This window comes from Geitlerinema sp. CS-897 (assembly GCF_028368005.1).
GTDB classification, from domain to species: Bacteria; Cyanobacteriota; Cyanobacteriia; order Cyanobacteriales; family Geitlerinemataceae; genus Baaleninema; species Baaleninema simplex.
On record NZ_JAQNCQ010000147.1, the window covers coordinates 19,614 to 39,662 of the forward strand.

Genomic DNA, 20,049 nt, shown 5'->3' on the forward strand with positions numbered 1-20,049 from the left:
TTATAACCCGTAAAGTTGCACGATAACCCAAGGCGTAAAGAAGGTTAAAACCAAGTTTAAAATCGCGCCAACTCGGGTAAAATCCAAAAACTTATATCCCCCCGGTCCGTAAACCATCGTGTTCGTTTGATAGCCAATGGGCGTTAAATAACTGTTGGAGGCGGCAAACGTCACGGCGAACATAAACGCCAGAGGATTGAGACCTAAAGATTCTGCAACTTCTACTGCCACCGGAATCATCAACACCACTGAAGCGTTGTTCGATAACACCTCCGTCAGTAAGTTCGTCGCCAAATAGAAAAACGTTAAAATCCAATATCCCGACAGATGACCGCCAACAGACACTAACTTTTCTGCCAGCCATTCGGTTGCCCCAGAATTGTCCATCGCAATGCCAAGGGGAATCAAACCCGCTAACAGAAAAATAATATCCCAACGCACTGCACCGTAAATTTCTCCCGGCTTGAGACAACCGGTAATTACCATCAAAACAACCCCTAATAAACTGCTGACTAGAATGGGTTGAATGTTAAACGCAGCCAGAACCACGACTCCCAATACGATCGCGAGCGCAATTTTAGCTTTATCTTGTCGCAGGGTTTCAACTTCTCGTTCTTCTAATACCAGCAGTTCTCGCGTTGTTTGCAAGCCAATAAAGCTATCTTTCGGACCTTGAACTAACAGCAGATCTCCAAAACGAAGAGGAATTTTCCCCAGGCGATCGCGAATGAGTTCCTGTCCGCGACGAATGGCGAGAACGGTAGCGTTATAACGTTGTCGAAAACGTAAATCTTTTAGTGTCGTTCCGATCAACCGCGAGTTCGACAAAATCAAGACTTCAGCGACTTTCTCTTCTCCAGAACTAATTTCATCTTCAACAGTTTTCTTGTTGAATTTCATATCTGCTAAAATTTCAATCCCTCGTTCGTCGCGAACGTTTAACAAATTATCTCGACTACCGCGAACGATTAACACATCCCCAGCAGATAAAGTTTTGTCAGCGAGGGGTTGCGAAAAATGAATGCCATCGTGAATAATTTCGAGGACAGACAAGTCGAATTTTCGTTGAATTTCACTTTCTCTTAATGTTTTTCCAATGGCGATCGACCCCGGTGGAATGACCATTTCACTGATGTAATCTTCTAAGCCATAATCGTCTTCGATCGAATCGCCATCGAGGGGTTTGCGATCGGGAAGTAGGTAAGGCGCGACGAAAGATAAATACATCAACCCGATCGCGAAGGTTGCGATCCCGACGGGCGTAAATTCAAACAAGCTGAATTCCCCATATCCCAATTGCTTCGACAACCCACTCGCCAAAATATTCGTCGAAGTACCGATCAGCGTTAACATTCCTCCGAGTACCGTACTGTAAGATAGGGGAATTAATAGCTTCGACACGGAAATTTGACGCTGCTTACACCAACTTTCAACAATAGGAAGAAAAATCGCGACCACCGCCGTATTGTTGATAAACGCAGTGATGGGGCCGACAATTCCTCCCATTACTAAGATTTGTCGAGAAATCTGTTTTCCGCCCCACTTCAACAGTCCGTCTCGCACGATCTGAACGACTCCCGTGCGCGTCACGCCCGCACTGAGAACGAACATGGCCATGACAGTAATCGTCGCGGAGTTACCAAACCCCGAAATCCCTTCTTCTGGCGACACCAAACCACATAACATCAACACGATCGCCACGACGAGCGCAGTGATATCGACGGGCAACCATTCCGCTGCAAACGAAATTAACGCCAGTCCCAAAATGGCAAGCATTAAGACAATTTTCATACAGACGAACTAAAAAGAGAGTAAAGTGAGGAAAGTGTCAGAGGTCGCGACACTCTGGAAACCGTCAGAGATAGCTGTTCTAACAAATTTGACAACCAGACGAGATCCGACAATACACCGTTGAAGTCGAGTTATAACGCCCGTGTTTTTTTACGCCGAGAAAGCCACCGATAAAGGAGTTTTTCTCCCTCGAGCCACACGAACACCAACAGACTAAATCCGAAACATACCGCAAGTTCCAGTGGACTTAACAGATAGGTTCCGAAAAAGTTCCGCAACGGCGTCACGTAAATCAACATCAGTTGTAACACTGTCGTCAGGATAACCGCGCCCCAAACGTAGAGATTCGATCGCGGGTTCAGTTCGACCGTCAGTTGCGTGGTCGATCGCGCCGCTAACGCGTGACCCATTTGCGCCAAACACAACGTCGTAAACACCATAGTTTTCCAGCGATCGGGGTCACCGAAACTGTGAGCGTAGCGGTATCCCCAAGTCATCAAGGCGATCGTCAATACCGAAAACACAACGCCGATGCGGAGAATATACACCCCCAGCCCCCGAGCAAAAATACTTTCGTGGGGACTGTACGGGGGACGCTCCATCACCTTGGGTTCGGCCGGTTCCATAGCTAAGGCTAAAGCAGGAAGTCCGTCGGTGACGAGGTTCATCCAGAGAATCTGTAGCGGAGAGAGGGGAGCGCCCCCCAAGCCGAGGAGGGGCGCCGAACCGATGGTCAACACTTCCCCGACGTTGCTACCTAAAACGTAGCGGATGAAACGGCGAATGTTGTCGTAGACGACGCGCCCTTCTTCGGTGGCTCTGACGATGGTGGCGAAGTTATCGTCGAGCAAGATGGTATTGCTAGCTTCCTTACTCACGTCAGTTCCGGTTAACCCCATAGCAATGCCGATGTCGGCTTGTTTGAGGGCGGGGGCATCGTTCACGCCGTCTCCCGTCATGGCGACGATCCGACCCCGCTTTTGCAGGGCGCGGACGATGTCGAGTTTGTGTTTGGGGGAAACTCGGGCGTACACGCTGACGAGATCGACCTGTTCCTCGAGGGCGTCTGGAGACAAGCGATCTAACTCTTGCCCGGTGAGGACGCGATCGCCCGGTCGCGCGATGCCCAAATCGTAGGCGATCGCTTGGGCGGTGAGGCGGTGGTCGCCGGTAATCATCACCGGACGAATTCCCGCTTCTCGACAGCGCGCTACGGCGTCTTGGGCTTCCGGGCGCGGGGCGTCGAGCATTCCCACCCAACCCAGCCAAACGAGCTGTTGTTCGAGGGCGTCAGCGTCGCTGTCAGGGAGGGTGTCGAGGGGGCGTTCGGCCAAGCCCAAAACGCGAAACCCTCGGGCCGCCATGCGATTGCTGCGATCGAGCAAAATTCGGCGGCCGCGCTTGCTGAGGGGATGGGCGCGATCGCCCCGTCGCACCTGAGTACACCGCTCTAACACCACCTCGGGAGAGCCTTTCATCATGAGGAGATAGGGGGCGTCTTCGTTCGATTCGATATCCGGTCGTTTGACCGTCACGGACATCCGCTTGCGTTCGGAGGAAAAGGGAATTTCGGCAATGCGAGGCATTTTCGGGGCGATCGCTTCGCGGAACAACCCGGCCTTTCCCGCCAGAGACAGCAACGCGCCTTCGGTGGCATCTCCGATAACGTCCCAAGTATTGCCGCTTTGTTTCAACAGCGCGTCGTTACAGAGAATGCAGGCGTACAACAACCGTTGTAGGTCGGGGTGAGTGCGATCGACGATCGGGTCCGAAGGGCGATCGCGATCGTGTAACGGCGTTCGTTCGCGCCACTGACCGCTTGGCTGGTAGCCCTCTCCCGTCACGCTCAGGTTCTGCGTCCCCGTCTGCACCCACTGCACCACCATTTTATTTTGGGTCAGCGTTCCGGTTTTATCCGAGCAAATCGTCGTCACCGATCCCAAGGTTTCCACCGCCGCCAGTTTGCGAATCAGAGCGTTGTGACGCACCATGCGCTGGGTTCCGATGGCTAACGTCACCGTGACCACGGCGGGAAGTCCTTCGGGAACTACCGCCACCGCCATACTCAGTGACACTTCCAACAACGCCCGAAACTGACTCCATCCAGTTTGCAACACGCCGACGCTCACGACGAACGCCACCAACAGCAGGGAACCGAGAACCAGAACGTTGGCCAGTTCCGCCATGCGCTGTTGCAGGGGAGTCGCTTCGCTTTCGACCGATTGCAATAGCGTCGCGATCTGTCCGATTTCAGTGTTCATGCCGGTTTTCGTCACCACAGCCCGGCCGCGGCCGCTGGCGATTTCAGTCCCTTGAAACACCAAGTTCGATCGCTCGCCCAACGCCGCCTCTTCATGACAGCGGAGATCGGCCTGTTTGTTAACGGCTTCCGACTCCCCAGTTAAAGCCGCTTCGCGGACGGATAAACTTCGGGTCTCCAGCAAACGCGCGTCCGCCGCCACAGACCCCCCTGTTTCGAGGAGAACGATATCGCCGGGAACCAGTTCTTTGGCCGCAATTTCGCTGGAAATACCGCTGCGGACGACGCGCACTTGGGGCGCAGACAGCCGTTTGAGGGCGGCTAGGGCTTTTTCAGCTCGACTTTCTTGGAAGAAGCCTAAAATTGCGTTGAGAATGACGATGGCGAAAATTGCGACGGCATCTCGGGGAAAAATTCCCTGACGCAAATCTAACAGTGCCGAGACGATGGCGACGCCCATCAGCATCAGCAACATGACGTTGGTAAACTGTTCCCACAAAATGACGAGGTTGCTGCGACCGGCTGTTTCTCGGATTTCGTTCCAACCGAAAACTTGCAGGCGTTGGCGGACTTGCGCGTCCGTCAATCCTCGTTCGGCGTCGCTGTCGAGGAAAGTGAGGGCGTCGTGGGGGCTGAGGGCGTGCCACGCTCGCGAGGGGTCGTAGCCCGTCGGGTTTGGAGAAGGCGGAGAAAAGGCCATAATGCGAAGGCGATCGCGGCATCGGTGACGGACCGTTGGGGGCCCGGTGTCGGTTCGGGCAAGACGATCCGCGATATTCCCAGCATAGAGAGTTTTCGCCCGAAACAACTACTGCGATCGCGGGAGTTTCCCCAGTTCGAGATCGCGCCGTCCCTCAAACTGGCCGTACGATCGCTCTGGTTGTCTATTCTGCCGCGCCCCATGAAACGAGAACGCCAACTGTGGCTCACTAAAGGTATCGCCGGATTGCTATCTGTCGGCTTTGGGTTAAGCTTGTTCGGGGAAGCCGTAATTCGCAAATCGTGCCTGCGATCGCTGGTTCGCCATCGGCACCGGAAGCTTAGCCACGTTCGACTTCGGCTTGTGCTTGACGAACGAACCCGCTACAATCACCAGCGACGCCTCGAAACCCACCGAGTGGTCGTGCTGTGACGCGGCTGCAAATGCTGGGGATGTAGACCTTAAAATCGCCTTTCCGCGTCACGCACCGACTAGAACGAAATCGTCAGATACTGATTCTGAAACTTCGCCCCTTTCACGGACTTACCCTGCAACGCCGGGGGTAAAAAGATATTGTGCCGTTGTTCCCCAGCTTCGACTGTCACCTCGGGCCCCGACTGAATCAGTTTGACTTGTTTTTTATCGAATCCCGGCAAGAACAACCGTACCGTTTGCGCGGCGAGGTCGATTTCCATCGGTTTCGGGGCATTGGCGATACTCTCGAAATCCGGTAAATTTTCAATAATCGGCTGCCAGTCGTCGCCGACTTTGGTGGGAACTGCACTCAGCGTCAGCGGGGCAAATTCCGCCGCGATCGTCTCGCTGAAGCTCCTGCGATTGAGAACGATGCCCCCGACCGTCAAGCCGATTTGTTGGGCTTCCCCCCAACGGTATTTTGCCACGGCGATCGCCGCCGGATCGTCCGTCGTCACCAAATAGGCTGCGATCCGTTTGGCATTGGAGAGCGTCTGTTTGCCCTCACCGAGTAAATCGTCGAGCCGATCGGGGGTAAACTCCGTTTGCGACCAATCGACGTTTAACACGGCACTGCTCACCGGTTGCACGAACGGCGACAAAGCCCGCACGATATCCGAACCCTCGAGAACCTGGCGAAAACGGCGCAGATACCAGCCTGCAATTTCTGCGATTCCCAACATTCGCAGCGTGTCGCGATCGCCGGTTCCATCGTAGACGATGACATCGTATTTCCCGCTCGCATCGTACTCCCGCACGGCGTTGATGGCGAAGGCGCTATCCATTCCCGGTAAAACCGCCAGTTCTTGTCCGTAGACTTCCTTAAAAAACGGCGTTCGTAGATATTTCGCCTCTAAACTCTTCACCTGTTCCCACCCTTGCTCGAGCATATAGGGCGTATAAAACTGAATCGCCTGCAAGTTCGGCTCGATTTCCGTCGGTTCCGAGGCCACCGACGCCCCCAGCAGCAAGCTAAATTCGGGGCCCGATCCTTGACTGGCAAGTAACACGCGCCGTCCGAAGCTGGCGTGGTATTTCGCCGTGGCGATGGCCAGGGTGGTGCGTCCGGTACCGCCTTTTCCTAGAAATGTCAGAATCTGTGCCATAAAAAGAAATACATATCGTTACAATTTCTGAAGATAGCGCGATCGCCCCCCTTCAGCGCGATCGCCTCTCCCTCCCAAAATTCCCCAAATTCCTGATTCAGCAAGCCTTAGAGCTAATTTTAAATAAAAGCGATCGGGCAAACTCTCACCCCCTCGCACGAAGGCAGTTGGCGGTACGTGACGAGCGATCGTGAGACCGATCGTCACGTACCTACTGAAAACTGTCTCCACTGCTCACTGCTCACTGCTCACTGCTCGCTGAAAAAGGGGGGCTCGGAATTGATGTTACCGTCCCCCCCCTATATCGATCGTTGCAATCGTTTACGCGGGTTCGAGTTCGTCTTCAAAAAACCAGGTCGAAAAGCCGCGATCGAACGTCACGACGACGCCGATACCACTGCCATCGACCATTTTGTACTCAGAAACCGTTCCGACGGGATTTTGTTTGATTTGACTAACGATGTCGCTCGGGACGCGATCGCGAATCCGACGCACTTTAACCTTTTGACCTACTTCCATCACAGTTCGATTAACCTGTGTTTTCGATAAAACCACCCCATAGTGTATCAGGGTTTCTTCCCAGACCGACTTAAGATTGGGAGTAGTTTGCCAGTCCGAAGACGTAAACGCCGTGAGCGAACAAGACTGCACCCCAAATCGCACTCGCCCAAAGCGTCCAAGGTTCGTCGATACCATAGAGGGTGTAGAAAAACCAAGCGCCGGAATTACCAGCGGCGAAAATTGCTACGTGCAAGGCGAAATTGATGCGATCGCCCAAGCGTCGGTACGCCGGGTCTTTCGGGTCGGGTTTTCCAGGCCATTTGGGAGGCATACAATAAATAAATAAGGCTTAAAAACGAACGTAACGGTATCGATTGTACATAACCTCGTCCTTGACAGTCTGATAAAATTTGGATGAGGGGTAAAACCCCTCACCTAACAAACGATCGAAGCCTAGAGAAAACTTCGATCGCCAAAGATCGTCACGGGTCTCGCGCCAGCATTTGCGTGGGTTTACAGCATCGGACAAGACTATGCTAGAATCAAGCATTTATCCCTGGGATGGTTTCGACACCGCGTCGAGATGGCTAGAGGGCGATCGCACTGCTGCCACGAACAGCACGATCGCTCGAGTCGAACGACAAGGTTCTACAGACCGAACTTACAGCTCCCTGCTTCCAGCCTGCGTACGCCTCGACTTTGAAGGCTTAGAACGTTTTGAAGTCGTGCGAGATCAATTCGCACGGTGGGGCGTCCAATTCGACAACGCGATCGCCGTTTGTCCGTCGAATCCCGCCTATCCCACCCACTCAGGCGAAATCTTACTGATGGGTGCGCCTCAAAATGGATTTCTCGAGTTGAAATTCAGCCATCCCGTTCAGTTCGTATCGGGATTCATCACCAGTTCCAGAATTACCGCGATGTCGGCGTACAACCATCTTGGAGAAACGATCGCCCGCGCCGAACTCCCCTCGTCGAACCTCGCCGACAGCAAAAAGACGACCCCCCCTAACTATCAACTCATCGTTAAAGCCCCCAACATTCATCGCGTCACGTTTTACGCGTTCGATGGAGAGTTAGCCGTAGACGACATTAGTTTCGGATATTAACGCTCGTAGACGACTTTGACACTCATCGCGGCTTTAGCCGCAATGATTTTCGGATCGTAGAAGAGTCGGATTTCGGATAAACTCCGACTCTCAAATACTGGTTTTTCCCAACCCGACAAGCTTCTCTCTGTGGGGTACTTCTCACTATGTAAAAATATGAATTTGAGGTAAGTTGGGTTTCGCTATCGCTCCACCCAACTTACCTCAAATTCAGTGCAGAGACTCCGATCTGATAAATTTACATTTTTGAGATGCACTCCAAAAAATTAGGTATTTCATCGCCTTAAACTGTCTTCAGTATCGCTATAATTCAAGTCTTTATTCGCCAATTCAAAAATGTCCGTACAAGACGATCGACGCGAAAACGAACTTATCGAGTTATTTAATCTGAGAAAACCTCAAAATCCGACTCGTAGCGGAATCGATGCCATTTTAGAGTTGGACGGACGAGAGATTCCATTTGAACTAAAATCGACTACAAAATTTTCTGTCACGACTGTTCGAGATTTCAATTTCGACCACGTACGAAAATGGCAAGGTAAACATTGGCTGTTTGGATTTTACGACAAAGGCGGTCGATCGCTTCGCTATTGTCTGTATGCATCTCCGCAGATGATGGAACCTTGGATTCAAGAAAAAGCTCGATATATCGCACCTGACATTCAGCTTTCTCGAATCACCCCCGAACGATTGCAACTCTCTGATTTATATCGAATTTTAGGAGAGAAATCGAGTTATACGCTCGATGATGCTAAAGCATTACACAAGCGTCAATATACTTTTAGTGAATATCGAGCCAAAATGGATCTTGAGAATGGATATTCTACAAGCCGAATGCTAGAAATTTTACGCGATCGCTGTCAATATTTAATCGAACGCGGTTCGACGTTAAATAATCCCCATATTCCAGGATCGTATTTTCAAAATTGGGAACAAATTACAGAGTGTCATGCTGAACGGTTGCGAGAACTCGTTCGAGATGCTCTTTAAGACAACGCACGCTCGATCGCACGAGCCACGTGATACCCTAACGGTGGCGGAACCGCATTTCCAATTTGTCCCAACGCCATATAAACCGCTCCGCAAAATTTCCAAGATTCGGGAAATCCTTGCAAAATCGCACAGTCGGGAACTGACAGGCGAAAGTGTTTGTTTTTGGCCACAAACAATCGGGCATTTTCGCGGGTTTCAGCGACACCGTTCGGCCAAATTTGTAGCTTTCTCCATAGGGTTTGAGCTGAAGAACTATTGAGAATTGAGGTCGTGTGACGGGGGCCAGTTAATCCGCTACGGAGGGTGGGGGCGAGGGCGTCAAAACCAATATCGGGAAGTCCCAAGGCTTCTCGAACACCCATACAGGTTTTTAAAACTGAAGTTTCGCCTTCAAATAAGTTGAGTTGAAGGGAATTCCGATCGCGTTGTAAGTTGTTTTTCTTAGAATTTAAATGTTGCCAGTCGTAAAGAGGCTGCGGTTTGACAAATTTTTGGAAATATCGTTTTTCTTGAAATCCAATAAAAAAGACGCGCTTTCTCGATTGTGGTATACCGAAATCTGGGGCGTATAACACAATTTTGAGGACGTTGTATCGATTTAAGAGTGGTTTTTGGATTTCGTGAAAGACGTAATCGTTAAATTTTTTGCTCGATAATGCAGAGACGTTTTCTGCAACAAACGCACGAGGCGACAGCTCTAAAATTGCACGAACGAATTCGGGAAACATATCGCGATTGTCCTGTTTTCCTTCTTGGCGTCCGGCGATTGAAAACGGTTGACAGGGCGGACCGCCGTGAATTACATCTACTTCGCCGCGATAGGGCGTCCAATCCACGTTTCGGACATCGCCAGCGTCGCCAGAAAAAACCGTCCAGTTCGATCGATTGCGTTTGAGAGTTTTTCCGGCGTCTTCTAAGACTTCATAGGATGCGGTATGTTGAAATCCAGCGCGATCGAACCCTAAATCTAAACCGCCACCACCACTAAATAAAGAAAGCGATCGCAAGCCATTTTTAGGCAATTGAGGCATTAAATTCTCGGGATTTAATTTCGGCTGGTTAATCTCATGAACTGGGGCAACTCCCTGACCTCGCATGGCTTTTGCTTTCGCTTGACTCGACGCCTTCGAGATTTGTCGGTATTTTTCCCGCTCTGCTTCGCTGAGATTCCAGCCTCGATAAGTTGACACGCTTCAATTGTAAATTGATTGAGTTCTGATTATATCACGAATTTGAAATATTTTCAACTCGATCGATCGCTTTTTGAACAATCTTTTCAAACTCTACCATTTTCCCAATCTCTTCAGCTTCGTAACGCCCCTCAAACGCCTCTAACGCCGCTTTTTCCAACGCCAACTCGTAAGCGTCTTCCAACGTTTCTCGTAATTCGTCTTTCGTTAAATAGGTTCCTTTTGATTTCCGCCGTTGGTTGGTTCGCTGAATCTGCTTCACGCAATTTTTAATCGAAACCTCCCACGATCGCGTTATGCGTTGCTCTGCTTCTTGTTTGATGAGATGCAACAACAAAACAACACCATAGCTGAAAATCTTATTCAGTTTGTCCGATTTGCTCATTTCCTCAAGTTCTTCTACCAGCATCAACGCCTCGTCTACGCGACCTCGATGCAGGAGTTCTTTGAGTTCTAATAGTTCTTCCATCGTTTAGAATCCCAAATCTGATTTTGCTGTTTCTGCGGCTTCTAAAACCTCTTCTGTTTTCATTGAATCTAAATCCAAATCGCCGATTTCACGGTAAAAGTCTTCATCGTAAGGACGAGTCCGAACCACAACCGGCATCGGAACGGCGTGTCCTAACACCAACGCCTGTTGTTTTGAATCCAATTTCGACAACACCGATCGCAAATTTTGTCCGCCAGAAACTCCTGTAAAAATGGCTTCAATATCTTTATCATCGTTCAACAATGCTGTAATCCGCGTTCCCACTTGCGACATGACTTCGTTGTCAATTCCCGAAGGACGTTGATCGACGACTAACAGCGTTACGAAATATTTTCGCATTTCTCGGGCGATCGTTCCAAAAATGGTACTGCGAACAGAAGCTGTATCGAGAAAACGGTGAGCTTCTTCGATGGTAATCACCAATTGCTGAGGCTTATCAACAACGTTTTTCGTCCTTAAAAACTTTTCCGATCGCTTGACATAATGGCGGTGAATGCGTCGCGTAATCACGTTGGTTGCCAGCATATAAGACAACATATTCGACTGAGAACCAAACTCAATAACGACGTGCTTTCCGTTTTCAAGCGACTCGATAATTTGTTTGACGTAGTTTTGAGGACAGGTATTACGAATATATTTCAGTTCGTCCAGGCGCAATAATTTTCGCTGTAACGCCATAATTGAGGATTTATTGCCTCGTCGAACTTCGCAAAACTCTTGAATTTCTTCGTTGTCCATTGCCAACAGTTGAGAAATCCAAGTTCGTCCGAATTCATTCCGTAAAATAATGGCGTTTTCGATGCTGGCTTCCGATAAATTTAACTCCCGTTGAACCAGCGAAATATCTTCAACTTCGATTTGGTCGTAACTCAGTAAAAGTTCCTGTGCGCCTTTGATTCCTCGTTCGGTTGTCGATTCAGGATCGAGGGTGTACATTTCCACTTTTCCGGGAAACAGTTGACGCAATCCTTTGACGGTGTTGATGTTTTTTCCCTCACATTGTGCTTCCCAACCGTATTCCGAGTGCATATCGAAAATGAGGTTGACGGCGGCGTTTTTACGAATGACGCCAGAGAGCAACAATCGGGTTAAAAAGGATTTCCCGGTTCCCGATTTTCCGAAGACGCCGTTACTGCGTTCGACGAAGCGATCGAGGTCTAAACAAACCGGAACTTCCATATCTAACGGTTTCCCGATCGCAAAGTTTTTTCGCTGGGGATCGTCTTCCCAACCAAACACCGCTCGAAAATCGCGATCTAGGGCTTCGTAAACTTGGGAAAAGTGGCTGGGAATGGTTTTAACGGGAAGTAAGTCTAAATCGACGCTGGTATTGGCTTGAAACGATGCCAGTTTTGCGCCGTTGCTGCCGTTATTTTCCAGATTGCGGAGGACGTCGCGGGCGGCGTTTTCGTCCTTGAGCGACAACATCAGCATGGGACTGAGTTCGATAGTTCCGTAGGTTCCGCCCCCCATGAGAACCGATTGTAAAAAGTCGTCTTCGGGTTGGGGAGGATTGGCGGAAATGCGCTGGCTGGCGGTTCCGAGAGATACGTCGGTAAGCAAGCAGAAAAAACGGGCGCGGGTTCCTTGTACGACGAGAAATTTACCAACGCGCATATCTTCAACCGAAACGTCCGGGTGAAGGCGAACTTCTAAACCGTCGCTAAGCGAACCTTGAATGACGGAACCGAGAGGGCGATCGAATGTCATACCGACGTGATTTTAAGGCGAGGAATTCACGTCGATTGTAGAACAGTATTTATTGGATCGGCCTTGTTTTGGCGGTTGTTCTTCTCGACAGCTCGTCCGTTTTGGGCGGTGAGTCGTCCGTCTTCCATGCTGACGATGCGATCGGCGACATCTAAAATTCGGTTGTCGTGAGTGACGAGTAAGATGGTACAGCCTTCTTCTTTCGCCAGTTCGTGAAGCAAATTCACCACTTCTCGCCCGGAATGGCTGTCGAGGGCGGCGGTGGGTTCGTCGGCGAGGACGATCGCCGGATGGCTGACTAACGCTCGTGCGATCGCCACCCGTTGTTTTTGTCCGCCAGAGAGGTTTTCGGGGTAGTAGTCGGCGCGATCGCTCAATCCCACTCGCTCTAATATACGAGCGGCGCGTTCTTCCATTTCCCGTCGGGAAATCTGAGAATGTAACTCTAACCCCATTTGCACGTTTTGCGCTGCGGTGAGGCTGCGGTGGAGGTTGTGGGCTTGGAAGATGTATCCGTTGTGGCGTCTGGCTGCGACGAGTTGCTTTTCGCTGGCTCCACAGAGTTCTCGCCCCAACACGCGCAAACTCCCCGATTGTACGGAACGCAACGCCCCGATGAGCGTTAGCAGCGTGGTTTTACCGGAACCCGAAGGCCCCGTCATAATGACGATTTCCCCGGTTTCGATTTCTAAGTTGATGTCGAACAGGACTTGTTTGTGTAACGCCCCGTGTCCGAAGTAATGGTCGAGATGTTCGATGGTAATTGCAGCCATGTTCGATAATTGATAGGGAACAGGGAATCGGGAACAGAGTCGTAGGGTGCGTGACTTGAAAAATAGGGTGTAAATCCTTAGACCGATCGCTCTGTCACGCACCGCCAATGTACACCGCCAACTCATCCAAAAATATCGGCGGGATCGGCGGCTTGGAGTTTGCGGGTGGCGATCGCGCCGGAAATACCGCACATAATTAAGGTGATGGTGAGGACTTGAATCGCTCGGAATAACGTCATATATAAAGGTAGGTTCGTGGCGTTGCGGGTGAGGGCGTATAAGCCCAGGGAAACGCCGACACCGGGAAAGAAACCGATGAAAGCGAGGATGACGGCTTCTTCAAACACGATTCCTAGGAGATAGCGGTTTCGATATCCCATCGCTTTGAAAGTGGCGTATTCGGGAAGGCGATCGCGCACGTCGGTAGAAAGTACTTGGTACACGATGACGATTCCTACGATGAAGCCCATGATGGTACCGAGGGTGAAGACGAACCCGATGGCGGTGTTCGTCGCCCAGTAGTGTTTCTCGAATTCGATAAAGCCTTCTTTGGTGAGAACGTCTACGTCTTTGGGAAGGTAGGCGTCGAGGGCTTGGGCGACGGCTTCGGGATCTCGTCCGGGTTCGACGTGGAGAATTCCTAGGCTCACTCCTCCGGGGCGACGGCGGGGAAACAGTCGCAAAAAGTTTCGATCGCTCGTCATGAGGGTTCCGTCGGCGGCGAAAGACGCCCCCATTTCGTACAATCCGGCGATGGTGAGGGTGTGGTTCTCCAGTTCGGTTTTGACGGTTTCACCGCGATCGATCGTCGCGATCGCTTCGTCGTAGGCTCCCCTGGCGTTGCGATCGAACGCCACGGTATTGGGAAGTTTCATCTCGTCGGCGTACTCTTGCAGTTCCGGTAACTCGAACGCCGGGCGATCGGGATTGAAGCCAATGACCAAAATCGAGGTTTTTTGCCGAGTTTGGGGATTCTTCCAATCGGAAAACTGCACGTACATGGGATCGGCTGTTTCGACGCCAGGAACGTCCATCGCTTGATACAACCGACTCCGGGGAAACGTGGATAAGTTGACGAGGTTGCGAGCGTTGGGACTCAACAACACGATATCGGCGTCGAGGTGGCTTTGCAGTCGGGTGTTACTGGCGTAGAGAGCGGTTTGAAATCCCAACTGCATGAAAATCAGGATGTCAGAAAAGGCGATTCCGGCTAACGCCACCAACAAACGGGTTTTTTCGTGGCTCAGTTGCAACCACCCCAGCGGCGTTCGGCGTTTTAGGGATTTGATGAGCTTTAGCATGGGGATGAGGGGACGAGGGGGAGGTGGGGAGAGGGGGAAAATACATTGTCGGTGCGTGACGATTTTTCGGTCTTACGATTGACACCCTATTTTTCAAGTCACGCACCCTACGGATTGTTCACTGTTCACTGTCTTCGTCTAACGCAATTTCGGCGATGACGTGCAGGTTGGTAAAAGGAGCGGCGATCGCACTGGAATTTTCGTCGAGGGCGATGCGAACTTCGACAACGCGAGCGTCTACGTTGGCGGCGGGATCGAGATCGAGTTCGCTTTGACGCAAAACTTGCCAACCCACACGCTCTACGGTTCCCTGTAAGTCTTGGGGGAGAGCGTCGCTGGTGATGGTGACGGATTGTCCGGTTTGCACTTTGCGAACGTCGCTTTCGTAAACTTCTGCTACCACTGTCATCTCGTCGGTTTGTCCGATTTTGACGATTCCTTCTGGGGCGATGGTTTCGCCGGAATGGGTGTAAATCTCCAGAACTCGCCCAGCTTGGGGCGATCGCACTAGCGACAGTTCTAAATCGGCTTCGGCTTGGGTAACGGCGGCTTGGGCGGAGATGAGTTTGGTTTCGGCGAGGCGCACGTCTTCGGGGCGCACTTCGGCGACGGCGTCGAGGGTGGCTTCGGCTTCGGTGATTTCGCTCTCGACGGTGGAAACGGTGCGATCGAGGTTGGCTTGGGCTTCGGCGATTTGGGCTTGGTAGGTACTCACGATGCGATCGAGGTTGGCTTGGGCTTCGCTGAATCGTTCGCGAACGCTGACGGCGTCGAGACAGGTGCGATCGCGATCTTGTTCGGAAACCGCACCGTCTCGATAGAGCTGTTCGTATCGCTGACAGTCTTTGTTCGCCACGCGCAACTCGGCTTGCAACCGTTCGACGGTGGCTTGTTGCGCTCGCCGTTCGCCGTTGAGGGTGGCTTGCAGACTGGCGATGGTGGCGCGTTGGGTGGCGATTTGTCCGTCGAGTTCGGCTCGGTTGCGATCGAATCTCGCCGCTTGCGCTCGGATTTCTCCGGTTTTCGCCCCGGCTTCGACTTGTGCGAGTTCCGCTCTGGCAATTTCGACATCGGCGAGGGCGCGATCGAGGGCGGCTTGTCTGCGATCGTGGCTGTCGAGTATCGCGACGACTTCTCCGGGTTCTACCCAGTCGCCTTCGCTGACTTCGAGGCGATCGACTCGGCTTCCTTCGGCGGATTGGGAGGCGGAGAGATCGATGGTTTCTCCTTTGGGATCGATCCATCCCATCGCCGTGACGGTTTCGACGCGGGGTGGTTGAACTTCTGTCACCGCAGCAGGTTCGGAGGAAGACGCACTCAGGCGCACTAGGGCGTACCCGATGCTTCCTCCTAAACCCAGTAATGCTAGGGAAATTAGGGCGATCGCCGTTTTCGATACCGGAAGGGAGGTAGGAGCCTGTCTGAGTTCAAAGCCACGCATTGCTGTCGAACCTCTCGAATGCAACTGAACGGTTTAGTTCACTTTTGAGTATAACACTAAACTAAACCGAGTAGTTTAATTTTTGATGAAATTCACAACTCTTTAGAATTTGAACTAAACCGTATAGTATAATTAAAAGTGGGATCGAAAACGATTCCGTTTTCTCGCCAAACACGCACCATGATTCAAAAAAACGTCCCAACCCTCGAACTCGCCCCAAAAGCCGAGCAAATCCTCGACGGTGCGATGAAAGAATTTCTCCAACGCGGCTATGCTGCCACGAGCATGGATCGGGTAGCGGCAACCGCAGGCGTCTCGAAAGCCACGGTATACAACCACTTCGGCGACAAGGAAGGCTTGTTCGAGGCGTTAGTGAAGCAACTGGCGGAACGCAAATTCGCCCAAGTACAGCGATCGCAACCGTTGCAAGGAGATCCGAAAGTTGTCTTACGCCAATTTGCCATGACATTAATGAATAACGTGGGCAAAGATAGCGACTATAAAGCCTTCGTGCGGCTGATTATCGGAGAATCCGGGCGGTTTCCCCATCTCGCCCAAACCTTCATTCGGAACCTCTTCAAGCCAGCGTTAACAATCGTGACGCAATATCTCGCCGAACAACCTTCGTTAAGATGTACTGACGCCGAAGCAGCGGCGCGGGTATTCTTGGGTACGTTAATTCACTTTGTCATTTCTCAAAATTTAATGTACGGGGATGAAGTGGTTCCCATCGAGCCAGAACGCGTGATCGATTGTGCGATCGAGTCGCTGTTTGAATAGTTACCAAATGCGATCGAGCTTCAAGACAAACCCCGGTAAAACGTCTTCTCCTGAGAGTTCGTCAGAGTGTTGTAAGACTTCGACGGCGCGATCGCGACGGTAAATTTCGACAGTTTTCGAGGAGGGATCGAGAAGCCAACCGAGTCGAGTTCCGTTATCGCGATATTCCTGCATTTTCCGTTGTAGCGTTTCCAGGTTATCGCTGGGCGATCGCAACTCCACCACAAAATCGGGACAAAGGGGGAGAAACCGCTGTTTTTGTTCTGGCGTTAAAGCGTTCCAGCGATCGCTGGCAATCCAAGCCACATCGGGAGAGCGATTCGCCCCGTTGGGAAGGATAAACCCCGTCGAGGAGTCAAACGCGATTCCCGTTCCCCCTACGTCTATCCAGTTAAAAAGCTGTTGCGTAATGCGTCCGTTTCGATATCCGGTTTCTCCGCCAGTGGGGGGCATAATCACGAGATCTCCGTTGGCGTTGCGCTCGAATTGCACCTCGCGGTTATCCTGACAGAGTTGAAAAAACTGTTCCTCTGTCAGATGTAACGCCGACGAGTTGAGGGTGAAAGCGTTCGTCATGGCATCAGTTTCGGGGAGGGCGATCGAACCTTTACCGACATTATGCCCGACGAGAAACGGGCGATCGCCTTGCTGTCAGTGATTTTAACTTTTCCAAAACCAGCGCAACCGCGTCATCCCACTCGCCAGCAACGCCACAATTAGCGTATAAACCGCCGCCCGAACGACTCCTCGCCTCGGCGACATCGTAAAATCCTCAATGGTTTCTCGCCAACCCGTCAGCGTCAAAATCGGTAACAGTAAATTGGCATAGCCCACATAACCCACGAGTGGATTGCGCCCGGTAGCGACGAACAAACCGAACGCCCAGGTTTGACAAAATACGTCCGACACCACAAATAACGCCGCCAACAACAACGCCGACATCCCAACAGTGACGAACAGATAACTTAAGGTGGCGGGATCTTTTTTGATACCGCCTTCATAGGGTTCGAGAGCTAACCCCAATAGAATCCAGTAAACGCCCCACCGCCCGCAAGTCGCCAGCAACCGTTCCGTCGCATCGACTGGAGAACGCACCAGACGCAACAGCACCGCTCCCAAAATGGCGCTAACAACAGTGGTTTGCCACACCCAGCGAGCTTGTAATCCCACCAGTAAAATCAGAGAGATGGTAATTCCCAAAAGGGCGATCGCACCGTATTCCCAACCCCGCCACTCCGTCGCCCCCTCCTCCCTGGGCTTGACCTGCAAGGTTTCGACAATATCTTCAGCTGGTGGAACCGGTTGCGACGACTTCATCCACCGCAACACGCCATCGCCGACGATCGTTCCGGGTAAAACCACCAGCAGATATTTCCAATAGGCGAAATTGAGCAAACTGGGAAGCGGGGACATCGAAAACACCTGCTTCACCCATCCCGGTTCGCTGTAGGAAAACAGCAACGCCAACACCCACGCCATCACCCCCAACCGCCACGCCACGCTACGACGCGTCAACCACCACACCAACGCCCCAACCACCGCCACGTTTGCCAAGACGACTAAAATAATGTCGTTTCGCGTCGGTGAAAAGCCGCTTCCATCGGGATATTGCAACTGCGACAGCAGCAGGATTCCCATCAGCCATCCGGCGACGTTGATGCCTTTTTGCGCGATCTCGGGAACCCATTTGGGAAATCGCCCGAACGCCAAGCCCAAAATGAGGAATCCCGACAAGGCCAACCACCAGCGTAAATCGCCCAACGCCGGATCGAGAATATTGGGGCGCAGGTGTTGGAGAAACACCGCAAACGCCAACAGAGAGACGCCTCGCCAGAGAATTGAGGGAACGATGCGCCACCATTGCCAACCTCGTTCCTGTCGTCGCGATTGCGCCAGGGGAATCGCCGCACCCATCGAAAAGAGGAAAATGGGAAATACCCAATCGACCCAGGTTAAACCGGGAACGTCGGGATTAAAAATATGTTCGGGGGGCGGAACTTGGGCGTGGTACATCCAACTGGGAAGGACGCCACCAAAGGGAATAATGCCGGAAAACACCATCGCTAAAACGGCAATTCCCCGTAAGGCATCGAGAGCGTCGGCACGTTTTGAAACTGGATTTTCCCGCGTCACGGTCGGACTCCTTTTTCGATCGAGGGTTGGGGAGGGATTCACCACAGAGGCACGGAGGACACAGAGTTTTTGGAAGAGTTTTTGAAAAAGTTTTTGGAACCAAATCGCGTTCGTCAAGCTAACCTAACCTAAAAGACATTACTCGACGATCAAAGCCATCCTCCCGAGGCAATGTTTAACAGTTGCTCGACGCTGTGGTTGCGGTTGACTGTGATGCGAGGGAGAAAGTAGCGATCGCGAAACCAGTCGATTCGTAAGGTTTTGCCGTTGTAAAGATAGCCGGATTTATAATATTTCTTAACTTCTTTTAACGCAAATCTATTGACAGCACCAAAGGGATATGCTAAATGATTTGCGACTTGGTTTGTTGGATCTAAATTTTCCGTGCAGGCTCGAAGTAATTTTTGAGATCCGAGCAGTTCTTTTTTGAGGTCTTTTGAGTCGAGTGTCGTGAGATTTTCGTGATTTGAGGTGTGAGATTGTAAGTCGTAATACCCTTTAGCGAGTCCGGTACGGAAGTCTTGGCAACTGGCGCGATCGAGGGCAGTTCCAGGAATTCCCATAAAAGCGGGATTGATAAACCAAACGATTTTAATTGGCGTATTGTAGGTGCGATCGAGCTTTTCTAAAATCGGTAAAATATTTTGGTGAGCGCTTTTATAACCGTCGTCAAAGCTAATTAAAACTTTTTTCTGTTTGCGTTTTTCAGACGGAATCGGCTTGGGTGGATCGGCTAAAAAGTAATCGTAAAGTTCTTCGGTCGTCAGAAACCAGTAGTTTTTGCGAACGAGTTGTGTGAGAAATGCTTCAAAATCCTGTTTGAAATAGTCGCTACTCCACTCGAGGCGATCGGGGGGGCGTTCTTGGGGATTGTCGCGATCGATAATATCGTGAAATCCGAATACTGGAATTTCTTCAAAAAGAAGTTCTGTGGAAATCCGAAATAAACCGAGTCCGAATAAAAAGGCTAAAACAATAACTGTAACTGTTTTAAAAAGTTTGCGACGCTTGAAGTCTTTCCAACCATCGAATAGCAGTTTCATAGAAGTTTGCGAAACAGAAAAGGGGGAACTCGAACAATTCAGGCGAAGCGATCGCGTCGATCGAGGCGAGTACGAGAAAGACGGCGGGTTGCCGTCGATAAATCACTTCTTACTTTGACATCCTCTCCCAGCAACCCGTTCCGGGTATGCAGGGAGATTCCTTGGGTCGCCCCAAAGATTTCCTGCTTCACAGCCAGCCAACTAGAATCAGTGACCCGATCCCCCGTCGCCTCGACTCCACAGGCATTTTCGAT

General features: G+C 51.3%; 19 protein-coding genes and 1 pseudogene. 4 read left to right on the forward strand and 16 right to left on the reverse strand.

The window, feature by feature from the left end; genetic code table 11:
- Positions 1-1,791, reverse strand: coding sequence for an SLC13 family permease (locus POG22_RS09155; RefSeq protein ID WP_498904865.1), 1,791 nt, complete (start codon positions 1,789-1,791; stop codon positions 1-3).
- A 131-nt stretch (positions 1,792-1,922) separates the two neighbouring features.
- The gene (locus POG22_RS09160) at positions 1,923-4,751 is read right to left on the reverse strand and encodes a cation-translocating P-type ATPase (protein ID WP_498904867.1); all 2,829 of its coding nucleotides are present in this window, start codon (positions 4,749-4,751) and stop codon (positions 1,923-1,925) included.
- 24 nt (positions 4,752-4,775) lie between these two features.
- Between POG22_RS09160 and POG22_RS09165 the strand changes: the two genes are divergently transcribed.
- On the forward strand, positions 4,776-5,183 hold the full coding sequence (locus tag POG22_RS09165; protein ID WP_063715610.1) for a hypothetical protein: 408 nt from the start codon (positions 4,776-4,778) through the stop codon (positions 5,181-5,183).
- Positions 5,184-5,242: 59 nt separating this feature from the next.
- On the opposite strand, the gene POG22_RS09170 is transcribed toward POG22_RS09165, so the two are convergent.
- The 4 genes from POG22_RS09170 to POG22_RS09185 form a co-directional block, all read right to left on the reverse strand.
- Positions 5,243-6,331: a Get3/ArsA fold putative tail anchor-mediating ATPase NosAFP gene (locus POG22_RS09170; protein ID WP_498904868.1), complete on the reverse strand. Its 1,089-nt coding sequence runs from the start codon at positions 6,329-6,331 to the stop codon at positions 5,243-5,245.
- Positions 6,332-6,349: 18 nt separating this feature from the next.
- Complete coding sequence (locus tag POG22_RS09175) at positions 6,350-6,538, reverse strand: hypothetical protein (RefSeq protein WP_498904869.1); 189 nt, start codon at positions 6,536-6,538, stop codon at positions 6,350-6,352.
- Positions 6,539-6,652: 114 nt separating this feature from the next.
- Positions 6,653-6,850: a cytochrome b6f subunit PetP gene (gene petP / locus POG22_RS09180; RefSeq protein WP_026097671.1), complete on the reverse strand. Its 198-nt coding sequence runs from the start codon at positions 6,848-6,850 to the stop codon at positions 6,653-6,655.
- 70 nt (positions 6,851-6,920) lie between these two features.
- Complete coding sequence (locus POG22_RS09185) at positions 6,921-7,163, reverse strand: 2TM domain-containing protein (RefSeq protein WP_063715612.1); 243 nt, start codon at positions 7,161-7,163, stop codon at positions 6,921-6,923.
- 202 nt (positions 7,164-7,365) lie between these two features.
- Between POG22_RS09185 and POG22_RS09190 the strand changes: the two genes are divergently transcribed.
- Positions 7,366-7,941: a hypothetical protein gene (locus POG22_RS09190; RefSeq protein WP_063715613.1), complete on the forward strand. Its 576-nt coding sequence runs from the start codon at positions 7,366-7,368 to the stop codon at positions 7,939-7,941.
- A 438-nt stretch (positions 7,942-8,379) separates the two neighbouring features.
- Complete coding sequence (locus tag POG22_RS09195; protein WP_498904871.1) at positions 8,380-8,931, forward strand: hypothetical protein; 552 nt, start codon at positions 8,380-8,382, stop codon at positions 8,929-8,931.
- Here the strand turns inward: POG22_RS09195 and POG22_RS09200 are convergent.
- The 6 genes from POG22_RS09200 to POG22_RS09225 form a co-directional block, all read right to left on the reverse strand.
- Entirely contained in the window at positions 8,928-10,124 is a 1,197-nt protein-coding gene (locus POG22_RS09200) for a DNA cytosine methyltransferase (RefSeq protein ID WP_498904873.1), read from the reverse strand. The genes POG22_RS09195 and POG22_RS09200 overlap by 4 nt on opposite strands.
- 34 nt (positions 10,125-10,158) lie before the next feature.
- Positions 10,159-10,593, reverse strand: a complete 435-nt coding sequence (locus POG22_RS09205) for a DUF29 family protein (protein WP_498904874.1) — start codon at positions 10,591-10,593, stop codon at positions 10,159-10,161.
- Between the two features lie 3 nt (positions 10,594-10,596).
- Positions 10,597-12,324, reverse strand: coding sequence for a helicase HerA domain-containing protein (locus POG22_RS09210; protein WP_498904876.1), 1,728 nt, complete (start codon positions 12,322-12,324; stop codon positions 10,597-10,599).
- A gap of 26 nt (positions 12,325-12,350) precedes the next feature.
- Positions 12,351-13,097, reverse strand: a complete 747-nt coding sequence (locus POG22_RS09215; RefSeq protein WP_498904878.1) for a DevA family ABC transporter ATP-binding protein — start codon at positions 13,095-13,097, stop codon at positions 12,351-12,353.
- Between the two features lie 122 nt (positions 13,098-13,219).
- Positions 13,220-14,398, reverse strand: a complete 1,179-nt coding sequence (gene devC, locus POG22_RS09220; RefSeq protein WP_498904880.1) for an ABC transporter permease family protein — start codon at positions 14,396-14,398, stop codon at positions 13,220-13,222.
- 118 nt (positions 14,399-14,516) lie between these two features.
- Complete coding sequence (locus tag POG22_RS09225) at positions 14,517-15,839, reverse strand: HlyD family secretion protein (protein ID WP_498904881.1); 1,323 nt, start codon at positions 15,837-15,839, stop codon at positions 14,517-14,519.
- 180 nt (positions 15,840-16,019) lie between these two features.
- Here POG22_RS09225 and POG22_RS09230 point away from each other — a divergent pair, with 180 nt between their 5' ends.
- Complete coding sequence (locus POG22_RS09230; protein ID WP_498904883.1) at positions 16,020-16,619, forward strand: TetR/AcrR family transcriptional regulator; 600 nt, start codon at positions 16,020-16,022, stop codon at positions 16,617-16,619.
- On the opposite strand, the gene POG22_RS09235 is transcribed toward POG22_RS09230, so the two are convergent.
- The 4 genes and pseudogenes from POG22_RS09235 to POG22_RS09250 all read right to left on the reverse strand — a co-directional run.
- On the reverse strand, positions 16,620-17,195 hold the full coding sequence (locus POG22_RS09235; protein ID WP_498904885.1) for a Uma2 family endonuclease: 576 nt from the start codon (positions 17,193-17,195) through the stop codon (positions 16,620-16,622).
- Positions 17,196-17,279: 84 nt separating this feature from the next.
- Positions 17,280-18,869 carry a DUF5009 domain-containing protein gene (locus POG22_RS09240; RefSeq protein WP_498904886.1) on the reverse strand — a complete coding sequence of 530 codons (1,590 nt, stop codon included), beginning with the start codon at positions 18,867-18,869 and terminating at the stop codon, positions 17,280-17,282.
- A gap of 32 nt (positions 18,870-18,901) precedes the next feature.
- Positions 18,902-19,795 carry a polysaccharide deacetylase family protein gene (locus POG22_RS09245; RefSeq protein ID WP_498904887.1) on the reverse strand — a complete coding sequence of 298 codons (894 nt, stop codon included), beginning with the start codon at positions 19,793-19,795 and terminating at the stop codon, positions 18,902-18,904.
- A gap of 38 nt (positions 19,796-19,833) precedes the next feature.
- Positions 19,834-20,049 (reverse strand): annotated as a pseudogene (locus POG22_RS09250) (RNA-guided endonuclease TnpB family protein); the annotation flags it as partial.